16 protein-coding genes are annotated in these 17186 nt (G+C 74.3%); 6 read left to right on the top strand and 10 right to left on the bottom strand.

All coding sequences use genetic code 11. The features are described from left to right. Positions 1–47 precede the first annotated feature (47 nt). The gene (locus BLT52_RS02115) at positions 48–425 is read right to left on the bottom strand and encodes a VOC family protein (protein ID WP_090590177.1); all 378 of its coding nucleotides are present in this window, start codon (positions 423–425) and stop codon (positions 48–50) included. 48 nt (positions 426–473) lie between these two features. On the opposite strand from BLT52_RS02115, the gene BLT52_RS02110 reads away from it, so the two are divergent. After that, positions 474–929, top strand: a complete 456-nt coding sequence (locus BLT52_RS02110; protein ID WP_090590176.1) for an NUDIX hydrolase — start codon at positions 474–476, stop codon at positions 927–929. A 7-nt stretch (positions 930–936) separates the two neighbouring features. On the opposite strand, the gene BLT52_RS02105 is transcribed toward BLT52_RS02110, so the two are convergent. Together BLT52_RS02105 and BLT52_RS02100 are read right to left on the bottom strand one after the other, a co-directional pair. Continuing rightward, complete coding sequence (locus BLT52_RS02105; protein ID WP_090590173.1) at positions 937–2283, bottom strand: MATE family efflux transporter; 1347 nt, start codon at positions 2281–2283, stop codon at positions 937–939. A gap of 27 nt (positions 2284–2310) precedes the next feature. Then, a complete protein-coding gene (locus BLT52_RS02100; RefSeq protein WP_090590171.1) occupies positions 2311–3498 on the bottom strand; it encodes a homogentisate 1,2-dioxygenase in 1188 nt (395 codons plus the stop codon). 115 nt (positions 3499–3613) lie between these two features. Between BLT52_RS02100 and fahA the strand changes: the two genes are divergently transcribed. Continuing rightward, positions 3614–4843 carry a fumarylacetoacetase gene (fahA, locus tag BLT52_RS02095; protein ID WP_090590169.1) on the top strand — a complete coding sequence of 410 codons (1230 nt, stop codon included), beginning with the start codon at positions 3614–3616 and terminating at the stop codon, positions 4841–4843. Here the strand turns inward: fahA and BLT52_RS02090 are convergent. After that, entirely contained in the window at positions 4800–5492 is a 693-nt protein-coding gene (locus tag BLT52_RS02090) for an IclR family transcriptional regulator (RefSeq protein WP_090590167.1), read from the bottom strand. The two genes, fahA and BLT52_RS02090, sit on opposite strands and share 44 nt — an antisense overlap. A 116-nt stretch (positions 5493–5608) precedes the next feature. Here BLT52_RS02090 and BLT52_RS02085 point away from each other — a divergent pair, with 116 nt between their 5' ends. Then, positions 5609–6643, top strand: a complete 1035-nt coding sequence (locus tag BLT52_RS02085) for a zinc-dependent alcohol dehydrogenase family protein (RefSeq protein WP_090590164.1) — start codon at positions 5609–5611, stop codon at positions 6641–6643. Between the two features lie 54 nt (positions 6644–6697). On the opposite strand, the gene BLT52_RS02080 is transcribed toward BLT52_RS02085, so the two are convergent. Further along, positions 6698–7396, bottom strand: a complete 699-nt coding sequence (locus BLT52_RS02080) for a hypothetical protein (RefSeq protein WP_090590162.1) — start codon at positions 7394–7396, stop codon at positions 6698–6700. Positions 7397–7606: 210 nt separating this feature from the next. Here BLT52_RS02080 and BLT52_RS02075 point away from each other — a divergent pair, with 210 nt between their 5' ends. Next, entirely contained in the window at positions 7607–8428 is an 822-nt protein-coding gene (locus BLT52_RS02075; protein ID WP_090590159.1) for a helix-turn-helix domain-containing protein, read from the top strand. A gap of 55 nt (positions 8429–8483) precedes the next feature. Here the strand turns inward: BLT52_RS02075 and BLT52_RS02070 are convergent, their stop codons facing one another. Together BLT52_RS02070 and BLT52_RS02065 are read right to left on the bottom strand one after the other, a co-directional pair. Beyond that, a complete protein-coding gene (locus BLT52_RS02070) occupies positions 8484–9395 on the bottom strand; it encodes an oxidoreductase (RefSeq protein WP_090590158.1) in 912 nt (303 codons plus the stop codon). 158 nt (positions 9396–9553) lie between these two features. Further along, positions 9554–11068, bottom strand: coding sequence for an MDR family MFS transporter (locus BLT52_RS02065; RefSeq protein ID WP_231946454.1), 1515 nt, complete (start codon positions 11066–11068; stop codon positions 9554–9556). Between the two features lie 199 nt (positions 11069–11267). Here BLT52_RS02065 and BLT52_RS02060 point away from each other — a divergent pair, with 199 nt between their 5' ends. Further along, entirely contained in the window at positions 11268–12809 is a 1542-nt protein-coding gene (locus tag BLT52_RS02060) for an amidohydrolase (protein ID WP_197679156.1), read from the top strand. A 100-nt stretch (positions 12810–12909) separates the two neighbouring features. Continuing rightward, the gene (locus BLT52_RS02055) at positions 12910–13887 is read left to right on the top strand and encodes a squalene cyclase (protein WP_090590156.1); all 978 of its coding nucleotides are present in this window, start codon (positions 12910–12912) and stop codon (positions 13885–13887) included. A gap of 262 nt (positions 13888–14149) precedes the next feature. On the opposite strand, the gene BLT52_RS02050 is transcribed toward BLT52_RS02055, so the two are convergent. The 3 genes from BLT52_RS02050 to BLT52_RS02040 form a co-directional block, all read right to left on the bottom strand. Continuing rightward, a complete protein-coding gene (locus BLT52_RS02050; RefSeq protein WP_231946453.1) occupies positions 14150–15007 on the bottom strand; it encodes an endonuclease/exonuclease/phosphatase family protein in 858 nt (285 codons plus the stop codon). A gap of 116 nt (positions 15008–15123) precedes the next feature. Then, positions 15124–15705: a YdeI/OmpD-associated family protein gene (locus BLT52_RS02045; RefSeq protein ID WP_090590154.1), complete on the bottom strand. Its 582-nt coding sequence runs from the start codon at positions 15703–15705 to the stop codon at positions 15124–15126. 107 nt (positions 15706–15812) lie between these two features. Further along, complete coding sequence (locus BLT52_RS02040; protein WP_090590152.1) at positions 15813–17087, bottom strand: YibE/F family protein; 1275 nt, start codon at positions 17085–17087, stop codon at positions 15813–15815. Positions 17088–17186 lie beyond the last annotated feature (99 nt).

The following is a 17186-nucleotide window of genomic DNA, read 5'->3' as shown; positions in this document are numbered from 1 at the left end:
CGTCCGGCGGGCCCTGCTGCGTCGGCGAGCAACGGCGCCGCCGGGCCTCACCCGTCGGTGCCGGAGGACTGGGAGTGCGGTTCGGAGACGCAGAACTGGTTGCCCTGCGGGTCGGCCAGCGTGACCCAGGCGAAACCGCCCAGCTCGTGCCGAGCCACCTCGGTGGCGCCGACAGCCACCAGCTCGGTCACCTCCGCCTCGAGCGAGCCCCCGGCCACCAGGTCCAGGTGCATCTTGTTCTTGCCCGGGGTCGGGTCCGGCACCTGCTGGAAAGCCATCAGGTGGTCGGTGCCGGGGAGGGACACGATCAGGAAGTACCCGTCGTTCTCCTCCACCACCGATCCGCCCAGGCGCTCGGCCCACCAGCGGGCCAGGGGTGCCGGGTCGTCGCTGTCCAGGGTGATCATCGCCAACGTCATCGTCATGCTGGTGACGCTAGACCGGGCCACTGACAGGTGTGGAAGGGTTGGCCCATGCCGATCCCGGACTTCATCACCGAGCTGCGCACGATGGTCGGCCACCACCGGCTCTGGCTCCCAGGGGTGTCCGCCGTGGTGACCGACGACGACGGGCGGGTCCTGCTCGAGCGCCGCAGCGACAACGGCCGGTGGACCATCCCCAGCGGCATCCTCGAACCGGGGGAGCAGCCGGCCGAGGGCATCCTCCGCGAGATCACCGAGGAGACCGGCGTCACCGCACGGGTGGAGGAGCTGGTCGAGGTGCACAGCGAGGAGCCGGTCACCTACGCCAACGGCGACGTCTGCCAGTTCCTCAACCTGCTCTACCGCTGCCGCCACGTCTCGGGGGAGGCGCGGGTCGCCGACGACGAGTCCCTGGAGGTCGGCTGGTTCCGCCCCGAGGCCCTCCCTGCGATGACGGCCTACCAGCTCGAGCGGATCGAGCGCGTCCTCGGCCCGAGCGGCGGCTGAGGACCGATCAGGCGCCGACCCGCATCCAGCGGGTGCCGCGGGAGCGGAGGACCAGCGTCACCGCCCGGGCCAGCATCCAGACGCTGTAGGCCGCCCAGAGCCACACCAGGCCCGCCCCGCTCCAGCCGACCAGCAGGGCCAGCGGGACGTAGACCACCGTGGTCACCAGGCTGGCCAGCCCCAGGTAGCGGGCGTCCCCGGCCCCGATCAGGACCCCGTCGAGGACGAAGACCACACCGCTCAGCGGGGTGATCAGCGCGACCACCAGCAGCACCTCGCCGACCAGCCGCTGCACCTCCGGGTCGGGGGAGAACAGCGGCACGTACAGCGGGCTCGACGCCCACACCACCGCCCCGAAGAGCACCCCGGCCAGCACCCCCCACATCACCATCCGGCCCATCAGGCTGCGGACCAGGGCGACCTGCCCGGCGCCCAGGTAGCGTCCGACGATGGCCTGGGCGGCGATGGCGATCGCGTCCAGGGCGAAGGCCAGCAGCACCCACAGGCTGTTCACCACCTGGTGCGAGGCCAGGCTGAGCACCCCCAGGCTCGCGGCCACCACGGTGGTGGTGAGGATCGTCGCCTGCATGCCGGCCGTGCGCAGCACCAGCCAGACCCCGGTCCGCACCGCCGCGAGCACCCCCGCCGGGTGCCAGCGCCACCGCACCCCCTGCCGGTGGGCGCCCCGCAGCACCGTCCGGGCCAGGTACAGCGCCCCCGCGGTCTGGGCCAGCACCGTCCCGGTGGCCGCGCCCACGATGCCCAGGCCGGCGCCGTGCACCAGCCCGATCGAGAGCCCCATGTTGACCACGTTGGTGGCCACCGCCACGTAGAGCGGGGTCCGGGTGTCCTGCAGCCCGCGGAGCACGCCGGTCGCGGCCAGCACCACCAGGATCGACGGGAGGGCGAGCGCCACCACCCTCAGGTAGGTGGTGCCCTGGGCCACCACGGTGGGGTCGTCGGAGTACAGCCCGACCAGTCGGCCGGCCAGCAGGACCAGCCCTCCCGCCCCCACGGCGCCGATCAGCAGGGCCAGGCTCAGCCCGTCCAGACCGCCGGAGAGGGCGCCGCGCAGGTCACCGGCCCCCAGTCGCCGCGCGACGGTGGCGGTGGTGCCGTAGGCCAGGAAGATCGACAGCGAGACGACCACGCCGAGGACGCTGGCCGCCGCCCCGAGCCCGGCCAGGGAGGACGTCCCGAGGTGGCCGACCACGGCGGTGTCCACGATGATCAGCAGCGGCTCGGACACGAGCGTGGCGAAGGCGGGCACGGCCAGGGCGAAGATCTCTCGGTCCAGCCCGCGACGGTCGGCGCGGGTGCCTGGGTCGGGGGTCGGGGGAGGGGCGACGGGCACCGCCCCACACTAGGGGCGCCCCGCGGGTCAGGAGCGGGCGTCCGCGGCCCAGCTCCAGGGGTAGCCGGGGTCCTCGCAGGCCAGCGCGGCCTCGCCCAGCTCGAGCGGGGCGAAGGTGTCCACCATCACCGCGGACTCGTCGAAGCGCTCCGCACCCAGCGAGGCCTCGATGGCCGAGGGCTGCGGGCCGTGGGCGAACCCGCCCGGGTGCAGCGACACCGAGCCGAGCCCGATGCCGGAGCCCTTGCGGGCCTCGTAGTCCCCGCCGACGTAGAACATCACCTCGTCGGAGTCGACGTTGGAGTGGTAGTAGGGCACCGGGATGCTCAGCGGGTGGTAGTCCACCTTGCGCGGCAGGAAGTTGCAGACCACGAAGTTGTGCCCCTCGAAGACCTGGTGCACGGGCGGCGGCTGGTGCACCTTGCCGGTGATCGGCATGTAGTCCTCGACGTTGAAGGTGTAGGGGTACAGGCAGCCGTCCCAGCCGACGACGTCGAAGGGGTGCGTGGCGTAGGTCAGCACCGTGCCGACCACCCCCGCCGACGTCCGGTGCCTGACCAGCACGTCGACGTCGTCGCCCTCGGCCAGCAGCGGCTCGGCGGGCCCGTGCAGGTCGCGCTCGCAGTAGGGGGCGTGCTCGAGCAGCTGGCCGTAGCGCGACAGGTACCGCCTCGGCGGTGCGATGTGGCCGCTGCCCTCGATGGCGTAGAGGCGCGACGGCTCGGCCGGCAGCCATCGGTGCGTGGTGGCGCGCGGCACGAGCACGTAGTCCCCGGCCTGGTAGGACAGGGCGCCGAAGACGGTCTCCACCGTGCCGCTGCCGGTCTCGACGTAGACGCACTCGTCGCCGATGGCGTTGCGGTAGAGCGGGGAGGGGTCGGTTCCGGTGAGCACGTAGCCGATCCGGACGTCGGCGTTGCCCAGCACCAGACGGCGCCCGGTCACCGCGTCGGCCCCGGTGCCGTCGGGCAGCAGCTGGTGCAGCCGGAGGTGGCGGGGCAGGAGGGGGTGGTTGGGGGTGCGGCCCTGGTCGGGGAGCGTCCAGACGTCACCGGCCACGACCGCCGAGGGGACGCCGCGGTGGTAGAGCAGCGAGGAGTCCGAGGAGAACCCCTCCTCACCCATCAGCTCCTCCCGGAGCAGCCGCCCGTCGTCGCCGCGGTGCTGGGTGTGGCGGGTGGGAGGTACCTCTCCCAGCCGGCGGTAGTAGGCCACGTCGCCCTCTCCTCGGTCCGCTGAGCGGACGTCTCGTCCACTCAGCATCCTTCGTTAGGCTGGCGGACGTGTCAACGCCGGGGCACCGGCCCGCACCGGCGCGAGGAGGTCGAGGATGAGCACCCGCCAGAGCTGGGGGTCCGGCGCCGCCGGGTCGGGGTTCGACGTCGACCACCTGCCCTACGGGGTGTTCTCCGCGGGGACCGACGCACCGCGGGTCGGGGTGCGGATCGGGGACTGGGTGCTGGCCCCGGCGGCGCTGCTGCGTGGCGAGCACGACGACCTGGCCGCCGCGTGCGAGGCCGCCTCGCTCAACCCGCTGATGGCGCTGGGTCGACCGGCCTGGCGGCGGCTGCGGGCCTGGCTGACCGACGTCCTGACCGACCGCTCGCGGGCCGAGCAGGTCTCGCCCGCCCTGCACCACCTCGACGACGTGGTCCTGCAGCTGCCCTTCGAGGTGGCCGACTACGTCGACTTCTACGCCTCCGAGCACCACGCCACCAACGTGGGACGGATCCTCCGTCCCGACGGGGAGCCGCTGCTGCCCAACTGGAAGCACCTGCCCGTCGGATACCACGGCCGGGCCGGCACGGTCGTGGTCTCCGGCACCGACGTCGTCCGCCCGCACGGCCAGCGCAAGGGGCCCGACGACCCGGCTCCCACCTTCGGCCCCACCCGGCGCCTGGACCTGGAGGCCGAGCTGGGGTTCGTGGTCGGGGTCGGCTCGGTGCAGGGCCAGCCGGTGGCGGTGGACGACCTCGCCGAGCACGTCTTCGGGGTGGTCGTGCTCAACGACTGGTCCGCCCGCGACGTCCAGGCCTGGGAGTACGTGCCGCTGGGCCCCTTCCTCGGCAAGTCCTTCGCGACCTCGGTGAGCGCCTGGGTCACCCCGCTGGAGGCCCTCGACGCCGCCTGGTGCGACCTGCCGGGCCAGGACCCGGAGCCGCTGCCGTACCTGCGGGTGGGTCCGCGCGCCGGGCTGGACCTGAACCTGGAGGTCGAGCTCGACGGGGTGGTGGTCTCGCGCCCCTGCTACGCCGCGATGTACTGGTCGCCCGCGCAGCTGCTGGCCCACACCACGGTCAACGGGGCTTCGCTGCGCACCGGTGACCTGCTCGGCTCCGGCACGGTGTCCGGCCCGGAGCCCGGCACCCGGGGCTCGCTGCTGGAGCTGAGCTGGGGCGGCCGGGACCCGCTGCGGGTGGGCGACGGTGAGCGCACCTTCCTGGAGGACGGTGACGAGGTGGTGCTGCGCTGCTCGGCTCCCGCCGGAGGTGGGGGACGGCTGACCCTGGGTGAGGTCAGGGGGCGGGTGCTGCCGGCGGTTCCCCGTCCGCTCCGGTGAGCGAGGCGGCCGCGGTGAGCACCTGCGGGGCAGCCGCGTCGACGTCGAAGTCACCGAGCGAGACCACGCCGACGCAGGCCTCCGGCGACCAGGCGCTCCCGCTGCGGGGGAGTGCGGCGGCCACCCCGACCGCTCCGTCCTGCAGCTGTCCGCGGGTCGCCGCCCACCCGCGTCGACGCGCCTCCCGGACGGCTTCCGGGTCGCCCGGGAGCTCCGGGCGGGCGGCCCGCAGGGCCAGGCCCGAGGCGCCGCGGGAGAGCGGATGGCGGCTGCCCACCCGGTAGCCGACCCGCAGCACCGACGTGCCCGGGTCGCAGGCCAGCACCACCACGGCCTCCTCCCCCTCGGCGACGGCCAGGAAGCCGGTGGCGGCGGTCCGCTCGGCCAGGTCCTGCAGCACGGCGGGGGCGCGGGTGAGCACGCTGGGCCACCAGCGTCCGGCCAGGACGGCCAGCCCGGCCCCCAGGTGCAGCCGGCCGGCGGCGTCGCGCACCACCAGACCGTGCGTCTCCAGGGTGGTGGCCAGCCGGTGCCCGATGGCCCGGGCCACGCCCAGCCGGGCCGAGAGCTCGGGGATGCTGAGACCGTCGGAGGCGGCCACGACCTCGAGGGCGCGGATCCCGCGGTCCAGCGTCTGCAGCGTGCTCACGTCTCGTCCCGGAGGTGGTGCGGCGCCGCCGGTGGCGCGGCTGCGCCGAGCGTACGGCACGGGACCGGGCCGCGGGTCCTGGTGTGCGGCGGCCGCTACGGCCCTACGGTGGTCGGGTGCGTGCGGTCCGCTACCCCGGCTACGGCCTCCGACCCGAGCTGGTCGAGCTGCCCGAGCCGTCCTGCCCCGACGACGGTGTCCTGGTGCGGGTGGAGGCGACGGGGGTCTGCCGCTCGGACTGGCACGCCTGGCGCGGCCACGACCCCGTGCCGCTGCCGATGGTGCCCGGTCACGAGTTCGCCGGCACGGTCCACGCGGTCGGGTCCAGGGTGCGGGGCTGGCAGGTAGGGGACCGGGTGACCGCCCCGTTCGTGCAGGGCTGCGGGCGCTGCGGCTGGTGCCGCGACGGCCAGGCGCAGGTGTGCCCGGACCAGGTGCAGCCGGGCTTCACCACCGACGGGTCCTTCGCCGAGCTGGTGGTCGTCACCGCGGCCGCGACGAACCTGGTGCGGCTGCCGGACGACGTCGACGCGGTGGCCGCGGCGGCCCTGGGCTGCCGGGTGGCCACCGCCCACCGGGCGCTCACCGTGCACGGCCGCCTGGCGGCGGGGGAGTGGCTGGTGGTGCACGGCTGCGGCGGGGTCGGGTTGTCGGCGGTGATGATCGCCCGCGCGCTGGGTGCCCGGGTGGTGGCCGTCGACGTCGCCGAGGGGCCGCGGCGGCGGGCCTCGGAGCTGGGGGCCGAGACGGTGCTGGCCCCGGGCCCGGACCTGGTCGAGCGGGTGCACGAGCTCACCGGCGGTGGGGCCCACGTCTCGGTGGACGCGGTGGGGGTCCCCGCCACGGTGGCCGCGTCGGTGCACTGCCTGCGACGCCGCGGCCGTCACGTCCAGGTCGGGCTGCTGCTCGGCGAGGACGGGACGCCACCGGTGCCGATGGGACCGGTGGTGGCCCAGGAGCTGTCCCTGCACGGGTCGCACGGCATGCCCGCGGTGGACTACCCGGCCCTGCTGGAGCTGGTCGCCTCCGGTCGGCTCCGCCCGGGCGAGCTGGTCGGCCGGGTGGTCCAGCTCTCCGGGGCGCCGGACGCCCTGGTCGGCCTGGACGGCGAGCCGACGACCGCCGGCATCACCGTGATCAGCCTGGGCTGACGGTCCGACGCCGAGCCCCGCCTACCCCCTGCGGGGAGGCGGTGGGCGGCCTGCTCACCAGCCGAGGACCGCGAGGATCCCGGTGGCGGCCGCTGCGACGGCACCCGTCCAGAGGACGATCGCCACGACCTGCCAGAGGATGACCCACTCCTTGCGGACCCCCGAGGCGACGAAGAACGCCGCGGTCAGCATGGTGGGGAGGGCGAGGGGCGCCAGCAGGCTGGCCCCGGGGACGCCGAACTTCACCATCCAGCGTCGGAGCCGGGCCCGTCCCCTGGACCGGCGGGTCGGCTTCGCCCCGGCGGTCTCACCCCCGTCGTCCCCGCCCGTGCCGGGGTCGACCGCGACGGCGGCGGTCGTCCCCGCACCCGCACCGCTCGCGCCGGTACCGGTGCCGCTCGCCCCGGCGTCCGGACCGTCGGTCGTGGCGGGTGCTCCGAGGGTGGCGGCGCCGGACCCGTCCGCGGAGGACGCGACCGACGCCTCCTCCGGCCTCCCCGCTCGTGCCCGGCGGCGGAGAACGCCGCCGCGGAGACGGGAGCCCAGGAGGACGACCCCCACGACGCACAGGATGTTCCCCGTGATGGCGGCCAGGGCCGCGACCACCGGGTGGATGCCGGCGATGATGCCCAGGGCCACGGCTCCCTCGCCCTCGACGTAGGGGATGGCGGCGGCCAGGGCGACGATCAGGGGCTGCAGCAGGTCAGGGACCCGTTCCATCAGGTCCTGCAGCCAGTCGTAGGGGTTGTTCATGTCTCTCTCCTCGGTGACGTGCGTCGAGGGAGCGGCTCGGCCGCCCGCCGACGTGATGACCCCACTCCAGACCGTGTTCTCACCACAGGGTCAAGCCCGGGCCCGCCCGGGCGGTGCGGAGGCCCTCGTTTGACCCTGTGCCGGGAACACGGTCTTCAATGGGCGGACGCCGACGGGACCCCTGCGTCCGCCGGGAGAGGAGCGGTCGGGATGTGGAGCACGCGCGAGGTGGCGGAGCTCGCCGGGACGACGGTGAACACCGTCCGGCACTACCACCGCGCGGGCCTGCTCGAGGAACCGGAGCGGACGTCCAACGGCTACAAGCAGTACCGGGCACGGCACCTCGTGCGGCTGCTGCAGATCCGTCGGCTCCGGGACCTGGGGGTCCCGCTGGCGCAGATCGAGACGGTCGGGACCGCCCAGGGCAGCGACTCCTCCCGTGCGCTGCTCGCCATCGACGCCGACCTGGCCTCGAGCATCGAGCGCCTGCAGCGGGCCCGGGCGGAGATCCGGGCGATCCTCGACGGGTCCACCACCACGGACGTACCGGCCGGCTTCGAGGACGTCGCGGACCGGCTGTCCGACTCCGACCGCTCACTCGTGCTCGTCTACTCCCAGCTCTACGACGACTCGGCGATGTCGGACCTCAAGCGGATGGTGGCGTCGGAGCCGGCCGGCGCGGGCGCCGAGCTGGATGCCCTCACCCCCGACGCCGACGAGCCCACCCGCCAGCGCATCGCCGAGGCCCTGGGCCTCAGCATCGCCCGGCACCTCTCCGACTTCCCGTGGTTGCTGGAGCCTGCCGAGCACCTGTCGAGGAGCCCGCAGGAGACGCAGGAGACCTTCCTCGAGACGCTCGGGGAGCTGTACAACGAGGCGCAGCTCGACGTCCTGGTGCGCGCCGGCGCGCTGGCCCGGGAGCAGGTGGGCGCCGGGGTGACCGGGGCCGCGCCCGAGCCCGCCCCGCCCGACGTGCCGGTCACCGGCACCGGCGGTGCGCCGGAGGACGGCGGTGGCGGGTCCGGCCGGTGACCCTCGCTCCGGCTCCGGCTCCGGTGCCGGCTCCCGACCCGGCTCGGTGGGTCGTCTAGGTGCGGTCGTGGAGCACCGGGAAGGAGGTGCCGGTCTCCCGCTCGGCGAGCTCCCAGAGCCGGCGGGCGGTCTCGTGGTCCCGGGCCCGAGGGGCGCGGCCGACCAGGGTCGGCAGCCCACGCATCTCGCCGGGCCCGTCGGGGCCGACGTAGCTCCCCGGCGGCAGGTCCGCGGTGGCGGCGACCAGGGTGGGCAGCGCCCCCATCGCGCTGGACTGGGCGAACAGCGAGCAGACCGCGGTCACGACCGCGTTGACCCGGTCGCTGCGGGTGGCGCGCTGCAGGTTCGTCAGCGCCCACCCGGGGTGGGCCAGCAGCACCTCGCCCGGCGACCCGGCGGCGCGGAGCCGCTCGCCCAGCTCCAGGCCCCAGAGCATGTCGGCCAGCTTCGACTGGGTGTAGGCGGCGGCGACGGAGAACCGGCGACGGCGGAAGTGCGGGTCCTCGAGGTCGATCCGACCGTGGCGGTGCGCGCCGGAGGCCACCACCACGACGCGTCGGCGCACCTGCGGCAGCAGCAGGTTGGTCAGCGCGAAGGGGCCGAGGAAGTTGGTGCCCAGCGCGAGCTCGAAGCCGTCGGCGGTCTCCCGACGGGTGGTGGCGGCGACCCCGGCGTTGTTGACCAGGACGTCCAACGGACGTCCGCCCCAGGCACCCGCCGCGGCCCGGACCGAGGCCAGGTCGGCGAGGTCCACCCGGAGCACCTCGGCGCTGCCCCTGGCGTCGGCGCCGATCTCCTCGGCGACCCGGTGCCCGCGCTCGGCGTCGCGGACGGCCAGCACCACGTGCGCCCTCCGGGCGACCAGCTGCCGGGCCGTCTCCAGACCCACGCCGCTGGTGGCGCCGGTGACCAGCACCGTGCTGCCGTCGAGCTCGGGGAGGTGCTGCTCGCTCCAGGTGCGGTCCATCGCGCCACCCAACCACATCGTCGTCCACAGGGTCGTCCACAGCTGGGGAGAACCACACACGTGTAGTTCGCAGGACCCGTGCCGTCACCCTCCTGACCGGCGTCGGACGCACGAGGGGCCCGGGACGACCAGCGTCCCGGGCCCCTCGACAGGTCAGGTCAGGCGCGTGCCTGGCTGACGCCACCCTCCGAGGCCAGCAGCTCCTCGTCGGACGGCTCGACATCGGCCGAGACCTCGACCGTGTCGGCCGTCGGCGGACGACCAGGCAGCATCGTGGCCAGCGCGATCGCCACCAGGGCCAGGACGGAGGCGACCATGAAGGCCAGCTCGATGCCGCCCATCTGGGCCTCTTCGGCCCCCACGCCGCGACCGGACAGCGAGGCCCCCCGCACCGCCATCACCGTGACCAGCAGCGCGGTGCCCGCACCGCCGGCGACCTGCTGCAGCGTGCCCACCAGCGCGGAGCCGTGGGAGTACTGCTGGCGGGCCAGGCTGTTGAGCCCGGCCGTCATGGTCGGGGTGAAGGTGAACCCGATGGCCATCATCAGACCGGTGTAGAGCACCACCAGCATCACCAGCGGCGTGTCCAGGCCGGCGCGGCTGAAGGCGAAGAGCAGCACCGCCAGCACGCTCACCCCGGGCAGCACCAGGACGCGCGGACCGACCTTGTCGTACAGACGGCCGACCAGCGGCCCCATCAGGCCCATGATGATCCCGCCGGGCATCACGAAGAGACCGGTCTGGGCGGGGGTGAGACCGCGGAGGTCCTGCAGGTAGATCGGGAGCAGGATGCCTGAGCCCAGCAGCGCCCCGAAGGCCACCATCATGATGCCCAGGGCGAGGGTGAAGGTGCGGCTGCGGAACGTGCGCAGGTCGAGCAGCGGACGGTCCTCCTTCTGCAGCGCGATCTGGCGCCGGACGAACAGACCCAGCGCGACGACGCCCACCGCGAGCGGCACCAGCAGGTTGCCGATGTTGCCGTCGCCGAAGCCCTCACCGATCTGGGTCAGCGCGTAGACCAGGCCGCCGAAGCCGAAGGCCGAGAGGACCACCGAGGGGAGGTCGACCGGGGCCTTGGTGGTCTCGCCGAAGTTCTTCAGCCGCAACGCACCGGCCACCAGCATGGTGAGCGCGATCGGCAGCACCAGGCCGAAGACCCACCGCCAGCCGAGCGCGTCCTGGATCAGGCCGGAGGCGGTCGGGCCGAGGGCCGGGGCCACCGCGATCACGATGGAGATGTTGCCCATCACGACGCCGCGGCGGTTGATCGGGACCAGGGTCAGCACCGTGGTCATCAGCAGCGGCATCATCACCGCGGTGCCGCTGGCCTGGATGATCCGACCGAGCAGCAGCAGGCTGAAGGCCGGGGCGAGCGCGCACAGCAGGGTGCCGGTGCTGAACAGCCCCAGGGAGAGGAAGAAGACGCTGCGGGTGGTGAGCCGCTGCAGGATGAAACCGCTGAGCGGGATGACCACGGCCATGGTGAGCAGGAAGGCGGTGGTCAGCCACTGCGCCGTCGTCGCCTCGACCGAGAAGGCCTCCATCAGACGGGGGACGGCCACCGACATCGTGGTCTCGTTGAGGATCAGGACGAACGCCGACAGCAGCAGGATCGGGATGATCCCTCGGGTGTCCTGCGTGGCCGGTGCGCTGGAGGGTGGGGAGTCGGTCACGGGCGAGCCTTTCGAGGCGGTCATGGCGGTGCTGACCAGAGCGAGCAGGAGAACTCATCGACGAGTGTGGCCCCGGGCGGGCGGCCGACGTCCAGGGGCGTCGGTCGCGGGCGAGTGCGAGGCTAGAACAGTCAAGCACGGGTGTCAGACACTTATTCCCCCGCCGAGGAGGACGTCCGGACGGTGGCAGACTGCCCCCGTGCACGACCAGTCCGACGCGGCGCCGCCGCTGCTGCTCAGGGGCGTCCGACGGGTCGGTGGACCCGCCGGGGGCCGGTTCGACGTCCGGCTCGAGCGGGGCCTGGTGGCCGAGGTCGGCGAACGCCTGACGACCCGTGGCGCCGAGGTCCTCGACGCCGACGGCGGCTGGGTGCTCCCCGGTCTGTGGGACCAGCACGTGCACCTCGGCCAGTGGGGGCTGACCTTCGGCCGCCTGGACACCGCGGGTACCACCACCCCCAGGCAGGTGCTGGACCTGGTGGGCCGGCGGGTCGCCGAGCTGGAGGCGCGCGGGGCGCCGACCGACGCGGTGGTCACCGGTTTCGGGCACCGCACCGGTCACTGGACCGAACCCGCCCTGGTGTCCGAGCTGGACTCCGTCGCCGGCGACCACCCGGTGCTCCTCATCACCGGCGACGTGCACGGCTGCTGGATGAGCTCGGCCGCGCTGCGTCTGGTCGGGCTGCCCCTGCGCGAGGGCCCGGTGGAGGAGCGGGACTGGTTCGAGGCGCAGCCGCTGCTGCTGGGGCTGCCCGGGGCCGACGCCCAGAACGAGGCGGGGGTGGCCGCGGCGGTCCGGGCCGCGTCGGCGCGGGGCGTGGTGGGGCTCACCGACTTCGAGTTCGCCCCCAACCACCTGCTCTGGCCGCAGCGGCTGCTGGCCGGGGTGAGCGGCGTGCGGGTCCGGGCGGGGGTCTACCCCGACGGGCTGGAGGAGGTCATCGCGCTGGGCCTGTCCTCGGGGTCGGCGCTGGCCCCGGAGCAGGACCCCGACGGGCTGCTGCGGATGGGTCCGCTGAAGATCATCTCCGACGGGTCGCTCAACACCCGCACGGCCTGGTGCTGCGAGCCCTACGCGGTCGGGGTCGACCCCCACCCGGGCGCGCAGCACCTGCACGGCACGGTGAACTTCGCGGCCGAGGAGCTGCAGCAGCTGCTGGGACGCGCCCACGCCGCCGGGCTGGAGGCGGCGGTGCACGCCATCGGCGACGCGGCGGTGGGAGCGGTGGCGGACGCCTTCGAGCGGACCGGTGTCCGCGGCAGCATCGAGCACCTCCAGCTCGCCCGTCACGAGGACCTGCACCGGCTCGCCGCGCTCGGGGTGCGGGCCAGCGTCCAGCCCTTCCACCTGTGGGACGACCGCGACGTGACCGAGCTCAACTGGCCGGGCCGTGCGGACCGCTGCTTCATGTTCGCCTCGATGCTGGCCGCCGGGCTGGAGCTCTCGCTGGGCTCCGACGCCCCGGTGGCCCCGCTGGACCCCTGGCTGGCCATGGCCGCCGCCGTCCACCGCTCCGCCGACGACCGTGAGCCCTGGCACGCCGAGGAGGCCATCACCCCCGCCCAGGCGCTGGCGGCCTCCACCGGTGGGGTCCGGCGGCTGGAGGTCGGGGGCCCGGGCGATCTGGTGCTGGTCGACCGCGACCCGCTGGCCCCGACCGGCTCCACCGCCGAGGCGGCCGCGCTGCTGCAGTCGGTGCAGGTGCGGGCCACCGTCGTCGCGGGTCGACGCACGCACTGACCTCGACCGCCGTGCGGTGACGCACCCGGGTGCCTCCGGGTCGGCCGGGACCTCCGGCGATGCGCCCCTCGGGACCCGGCGGCGTGGCTAGCGTGGCCCCATGACGCCCGACCCGCAGGTGCTCGACTGGCTGCTCGACTCCGACCCGGCGCTGCGCTGGCAGGTGGAGCGCGACCTGGCCGGGGCACCGCCGGAGGTGTGGCAGGCGACCAGGGCCCGGGTGCCCACGGAGGGGTTCGGGGCGGAGCTGCTGTCGAAGCAGGACCCCGACGGGCAGTGGGCCGGGGGCGCCTTCTTCCCCGCCGGCTTCGAGTTCTCCTCCCCGGAGTCCGGTGAGGATCCCGGGCAGCCGTGGACGGCGACGACGTGGTCGCTGAAGAGCCTGCGCGAGTGGGGTGTGGAGGCCGACGTCCTCGCCGGCACGGTCGAGAAGCTGGCCGTCAGCTGCCGCTGGGAGTACGACGACCTGCCCTTCTGGGGAGGTGAGGTCGACTGCTGCATCAACGCCTGGACACTGGCCAGCGGCGTCTGGCTCGGAGCCGACGTCTCGGGCATCGCCCAGTGGTTCCTGGACCACCAGCTGCCCGACGGCGGCTGGAACTGCGAGTGGGTCGAGGGCTCCACCCGCAGCTCGGTCACCAGCACCCTGAACTCGCTGGAGGGCCTGCTGGTCCACGAGGTGGCCACCGGCGGCTCGGAGGAGCTGCGGGCCGCCCGGCTACGGGGTCAGGAGCACCTGCTGGAGCGCCGGCTGCTGCGACGGCTCTCCACCGGTGAGCTGATCACGCCGCGGGTGACCCACCTCGCCTACCCCTTCCGCTCCTTCTACAGCGCCCTGCACGCCCTCGACCACTTCCGCGCGGCCGCCCTGCACGACGGGGTCGCCCCCGACCTCCGGCTGGCCGAGGCGGTCGAGTCGGTCCGCGCGGGTCGCGAGCCCGACGGCACCTGGGTGCAGCAGCGCCGCCACCCCGGCGACGTCTGGTTCGAGGAGGACGTCCCCGTCGGCGAGCCCTCGCGCTGGCTCACCTTCCACGCCACCCGCGTCCTCGACTGGTGGGACGCCGCGGCGAGCTGACCGCGGACCTCACCCAGGGAGCCGCCGCGCGCGACGCACAGGGGACCGCTGCGCCCGCACCCGGACACCAGGGCGACGGTGGCGACCCACGAGCCGTGGCGGCCGGCGCCTGGCCCGGGCCACCCCGCAGCAGCGGTAGGCGTCGCGACGTGCACGACCCTGCTCGTGCGAGCAAGCCGGGGCTCGTGGCGGGCTGTCGTGCTCCTCCGGACAGGATGGTGCGGGACGGCCCGGAGCCGTCGAGCGGCGCGGGGTCGGCGCCTCAGCGCCGGCGCGGGCGGGGGATCCCGGCGGTGACGACCACGGGCAGGTGGTCCGAGGCGAGGGTGCTGACGACCTCCGGGTCGGAGGTGGTGACGCCGCGGGTGAGCACGTAGTCGATCCGGGTCCGCGGGGCCTCGGCGGGGTAGGTGTTCCCCTCGGGTGCGGCTCCCGCGAACGGGTCGTCGAGGTCGTCGCCCAGCCGGAGCACCTCGGCGCTGTCGGGGGTGGCGTTGAGGTCGCCGACCAGGAAGCCGGGGCGGTCGGCGGTGGCGGAGAGCAGCTGCTCGATCTCGGCGACCTGGGAGAGCCGCTGCTCCTGGCGCTGGTGGTCCAGGTGGGTGGTCCAGAAGTCCACCCGGGTGCCGCGGACGTCCAGCTCGGCGTGCAGCAGCCCGCGCTGCTCGGTCGGGCGCTCGGGGTAGGGGATGCTGGTCAGCAGGTGGTTCTCGGCGGAGACGATCGGGAAGCGGCTGAGCACGGCCGTGCCGTACTGGCGGCGCTGGGTGCTGCCCGGTGCGGGATCCAGGTCGAGGTTCGCGCCGTAGGTGACCCGCATCCGCAGCCGCTGGGCCAGCCACTGCGCCTGGTCGACGTTCCCGGAGCGGGCGCCGAAGTGCCGGTCGACCTCCTGCAGACCGACCACGTCGGCGCCGGAGTCCTCGATCACCCGGGCGGTGCGCTCGAGGTCGAGGACGCCGTCGACCCCCGCGCCGTGGTGGATGTTGTAGGCCATCACGCGGACCTCGTAGGGCGGCGTCGGGGCCTCGGGAGCGGCGGCGGCCGGCACCAGGGTGGCGGCGACGACGGTGAGCAGGGCGGCGAGGGCGGTGGCGGTGCGGATCAGTGCGGTGGGCACGGGTGTCTCCTGGGGGTGGGCGGACCTCCCCACCCTGCGCCGTCGGGGGAGCGGGCGCCCGTCGCCGCGGTGACGGGTCGGTGACGACCCCGTGACCGGCAGGGGCAACGGCCGGCTCAACGCGCCTTCTCACCCCGCTCGGCCGCCGCGGCGACCTGCTGGACCCGCCTGGCCCGGGTGGCGGGCCGTCTCGCCTGGACCAGCCAGGTCAGCGCCATCTTGCGCGAGGACGGGCTGAAGGAGTCCCAGTGGTCCCGGGCGCCGGGCCGGTCGGCCAGCGCGGCCGCCAGGTCCTCGGGCACCACCAGGTCCTCGACGTCGTCCAGCAGGGTCCACGACCCGTCCTGGTGGGCCCGGTCCAGCACGCGCTGGCCGGCGGGCTGCATCCGTCCCTGCGCCAGCACCCGGGTCAGGCGCTCCTTGTTCGGCCGGGACCACCCGCTGCCGGGTCGCCGCGGCGCCAGCCAGATCCGGTTGCGGTCGGCGTCCACGGTGCCGGCGGTGCTGTCGATCCAGCCCCAGCACAGCGCCTCGCAGACCATCTCGTCGTAGCCGGGTGCCGGCCTGCCGGTGTGCCGCTTCCACTGCACCACCCAGACCCCCTCGCCACGGTCGTGGTGCTCGGCCAGCCACGCGCGCCACTGCTCCAGCGTCTCGGGGTGCACGGAGTTGTGCGGGGTCAGCTCCACGGTGGCCATGGCGGCATGGTGCTCCTCACCGCGGGCCCTGGCAACGGTCCGGGGGACACCGCCGGGCACCCCCGCACGGGCGACGAGGCCCCCGGAGCGCGGTCAGCCCGGACGGCTCACTGCACGTCGAGCAGCTCGTCGCCCTCGTTGCGGGGACGGTCCTCGTCGGGGTTCAGCTCCGGCTCGCCCTGGCGGCGGGTCAGGCTGACCAGCGCCGCCCCGACCGCGGTGGTCAGCGGCAGCGCCGCGACGAGACCGATCGAGCCGACCATGGTCCGCAGCACCTCGGCGGCGAACTGCTCCTGCTGCACGATCTCGATCGCCGGCCGGGCGTAGATGGTGATCAGCAGCAGCACCCCCAGCGACGCGCCGGCGGTGGCGAAGGCGATGGTGTAGACGGTGGAGGCGATGTGGTCCCGGCCGATCCGCATCGCCCGGGTGAAGATCTTGCCGACGTCCTTCTCGCTCTCGGCCAGCTCCCACACCGCCGAGGCCTGGGTGATGGTGACGTCGTTGAGGGCGCCGAGGCTGGCGATGATGATGCCCAGGATCACCACCGACGACAGCTGCAGGTCCGGTGCGGAGGTGGAGAGCAGGAAGTCGTCCTCGGCCGCCACCCCGGTCAGGTGGGCCCACTTCACCGCCGCGTAGGAGAGCGCCGCCGAGATCACCAGCCCGAACAGCGTCCCGATCAGCGCCGTCGACGTCCGCGCGCTGAACCCGTGCGTGGTGTACAGCACCACGAACATGATGGCCGAGCTGCCGATCAGACCGACCATCACCGGGTTCGACCCGCTGACCAGGGCGGGGAACATGAACTGGATCATCACGAACCCGGCGAAGCCGAGCCCGATCATCGCCACCAGACCCCGCAGCCGGGCGACGGCCACGATGGCCCCCACGAACAGCAGCCCGAACACCACCAGCGGCACCTGCCGGCTGAAGTCGGAGAACTGGTAGCCGGCCGGGGCGTCGGGGATCGGCACCCGGATCAGCTTGACCCGCTGGCCCGGCTCGACGCCGGAGGAGTAGACCGCCTCGGTCAGGGTGACGCCGACCGTCTGCCCGCGCTCGGGCCCCTGCAGCAGCTCCACCGACAGGTCGGCGCAGATGCTCTCGAAGGACGGGTTCGACCCCTCGAGACCGTCGCAGTTGATCTCGTTGACGCTGACCACCCGCCCCTCGGGGGTGGTCACGCCCTCGACGGAGTAGGTCGAGGCGTCGGAGCGGATGTGGTCGGCCACGTCGGTGGGCCACATCACGATCAGCCCCACCAGCGTCCAGACCGCCAGCGGCACCAGCACCACGACCATGATCCGCATGGCCCGCCGCTGCCGGTCGGCCGACTCCGGGGTGGAGGGCCCGCTGTGGTGAAGGTGGGTGTGAGACATCTGTCGCCTAGTCTTGGTGGACGTGACCGAACCGACGGATCCCCCCGCCGACGCGTCGCACCCTACCCGAGGCCGACGGCCCTCACCGGGGCGCGCGCG

The sequence above is a fragment of the Auraticoccus monumenti genome (assembly GCF_900101785.1).
GTDB classification, from domain to species: Bacteria; Actinomycetota; Actinomycetes; order Propionibacteriales; family Propionibacteriaceae; genus Auraticoccus; species Auraticoccus monumenti.
This window is presented reverse-complemented; position numbering and strand designations above follow the sequence as displayed.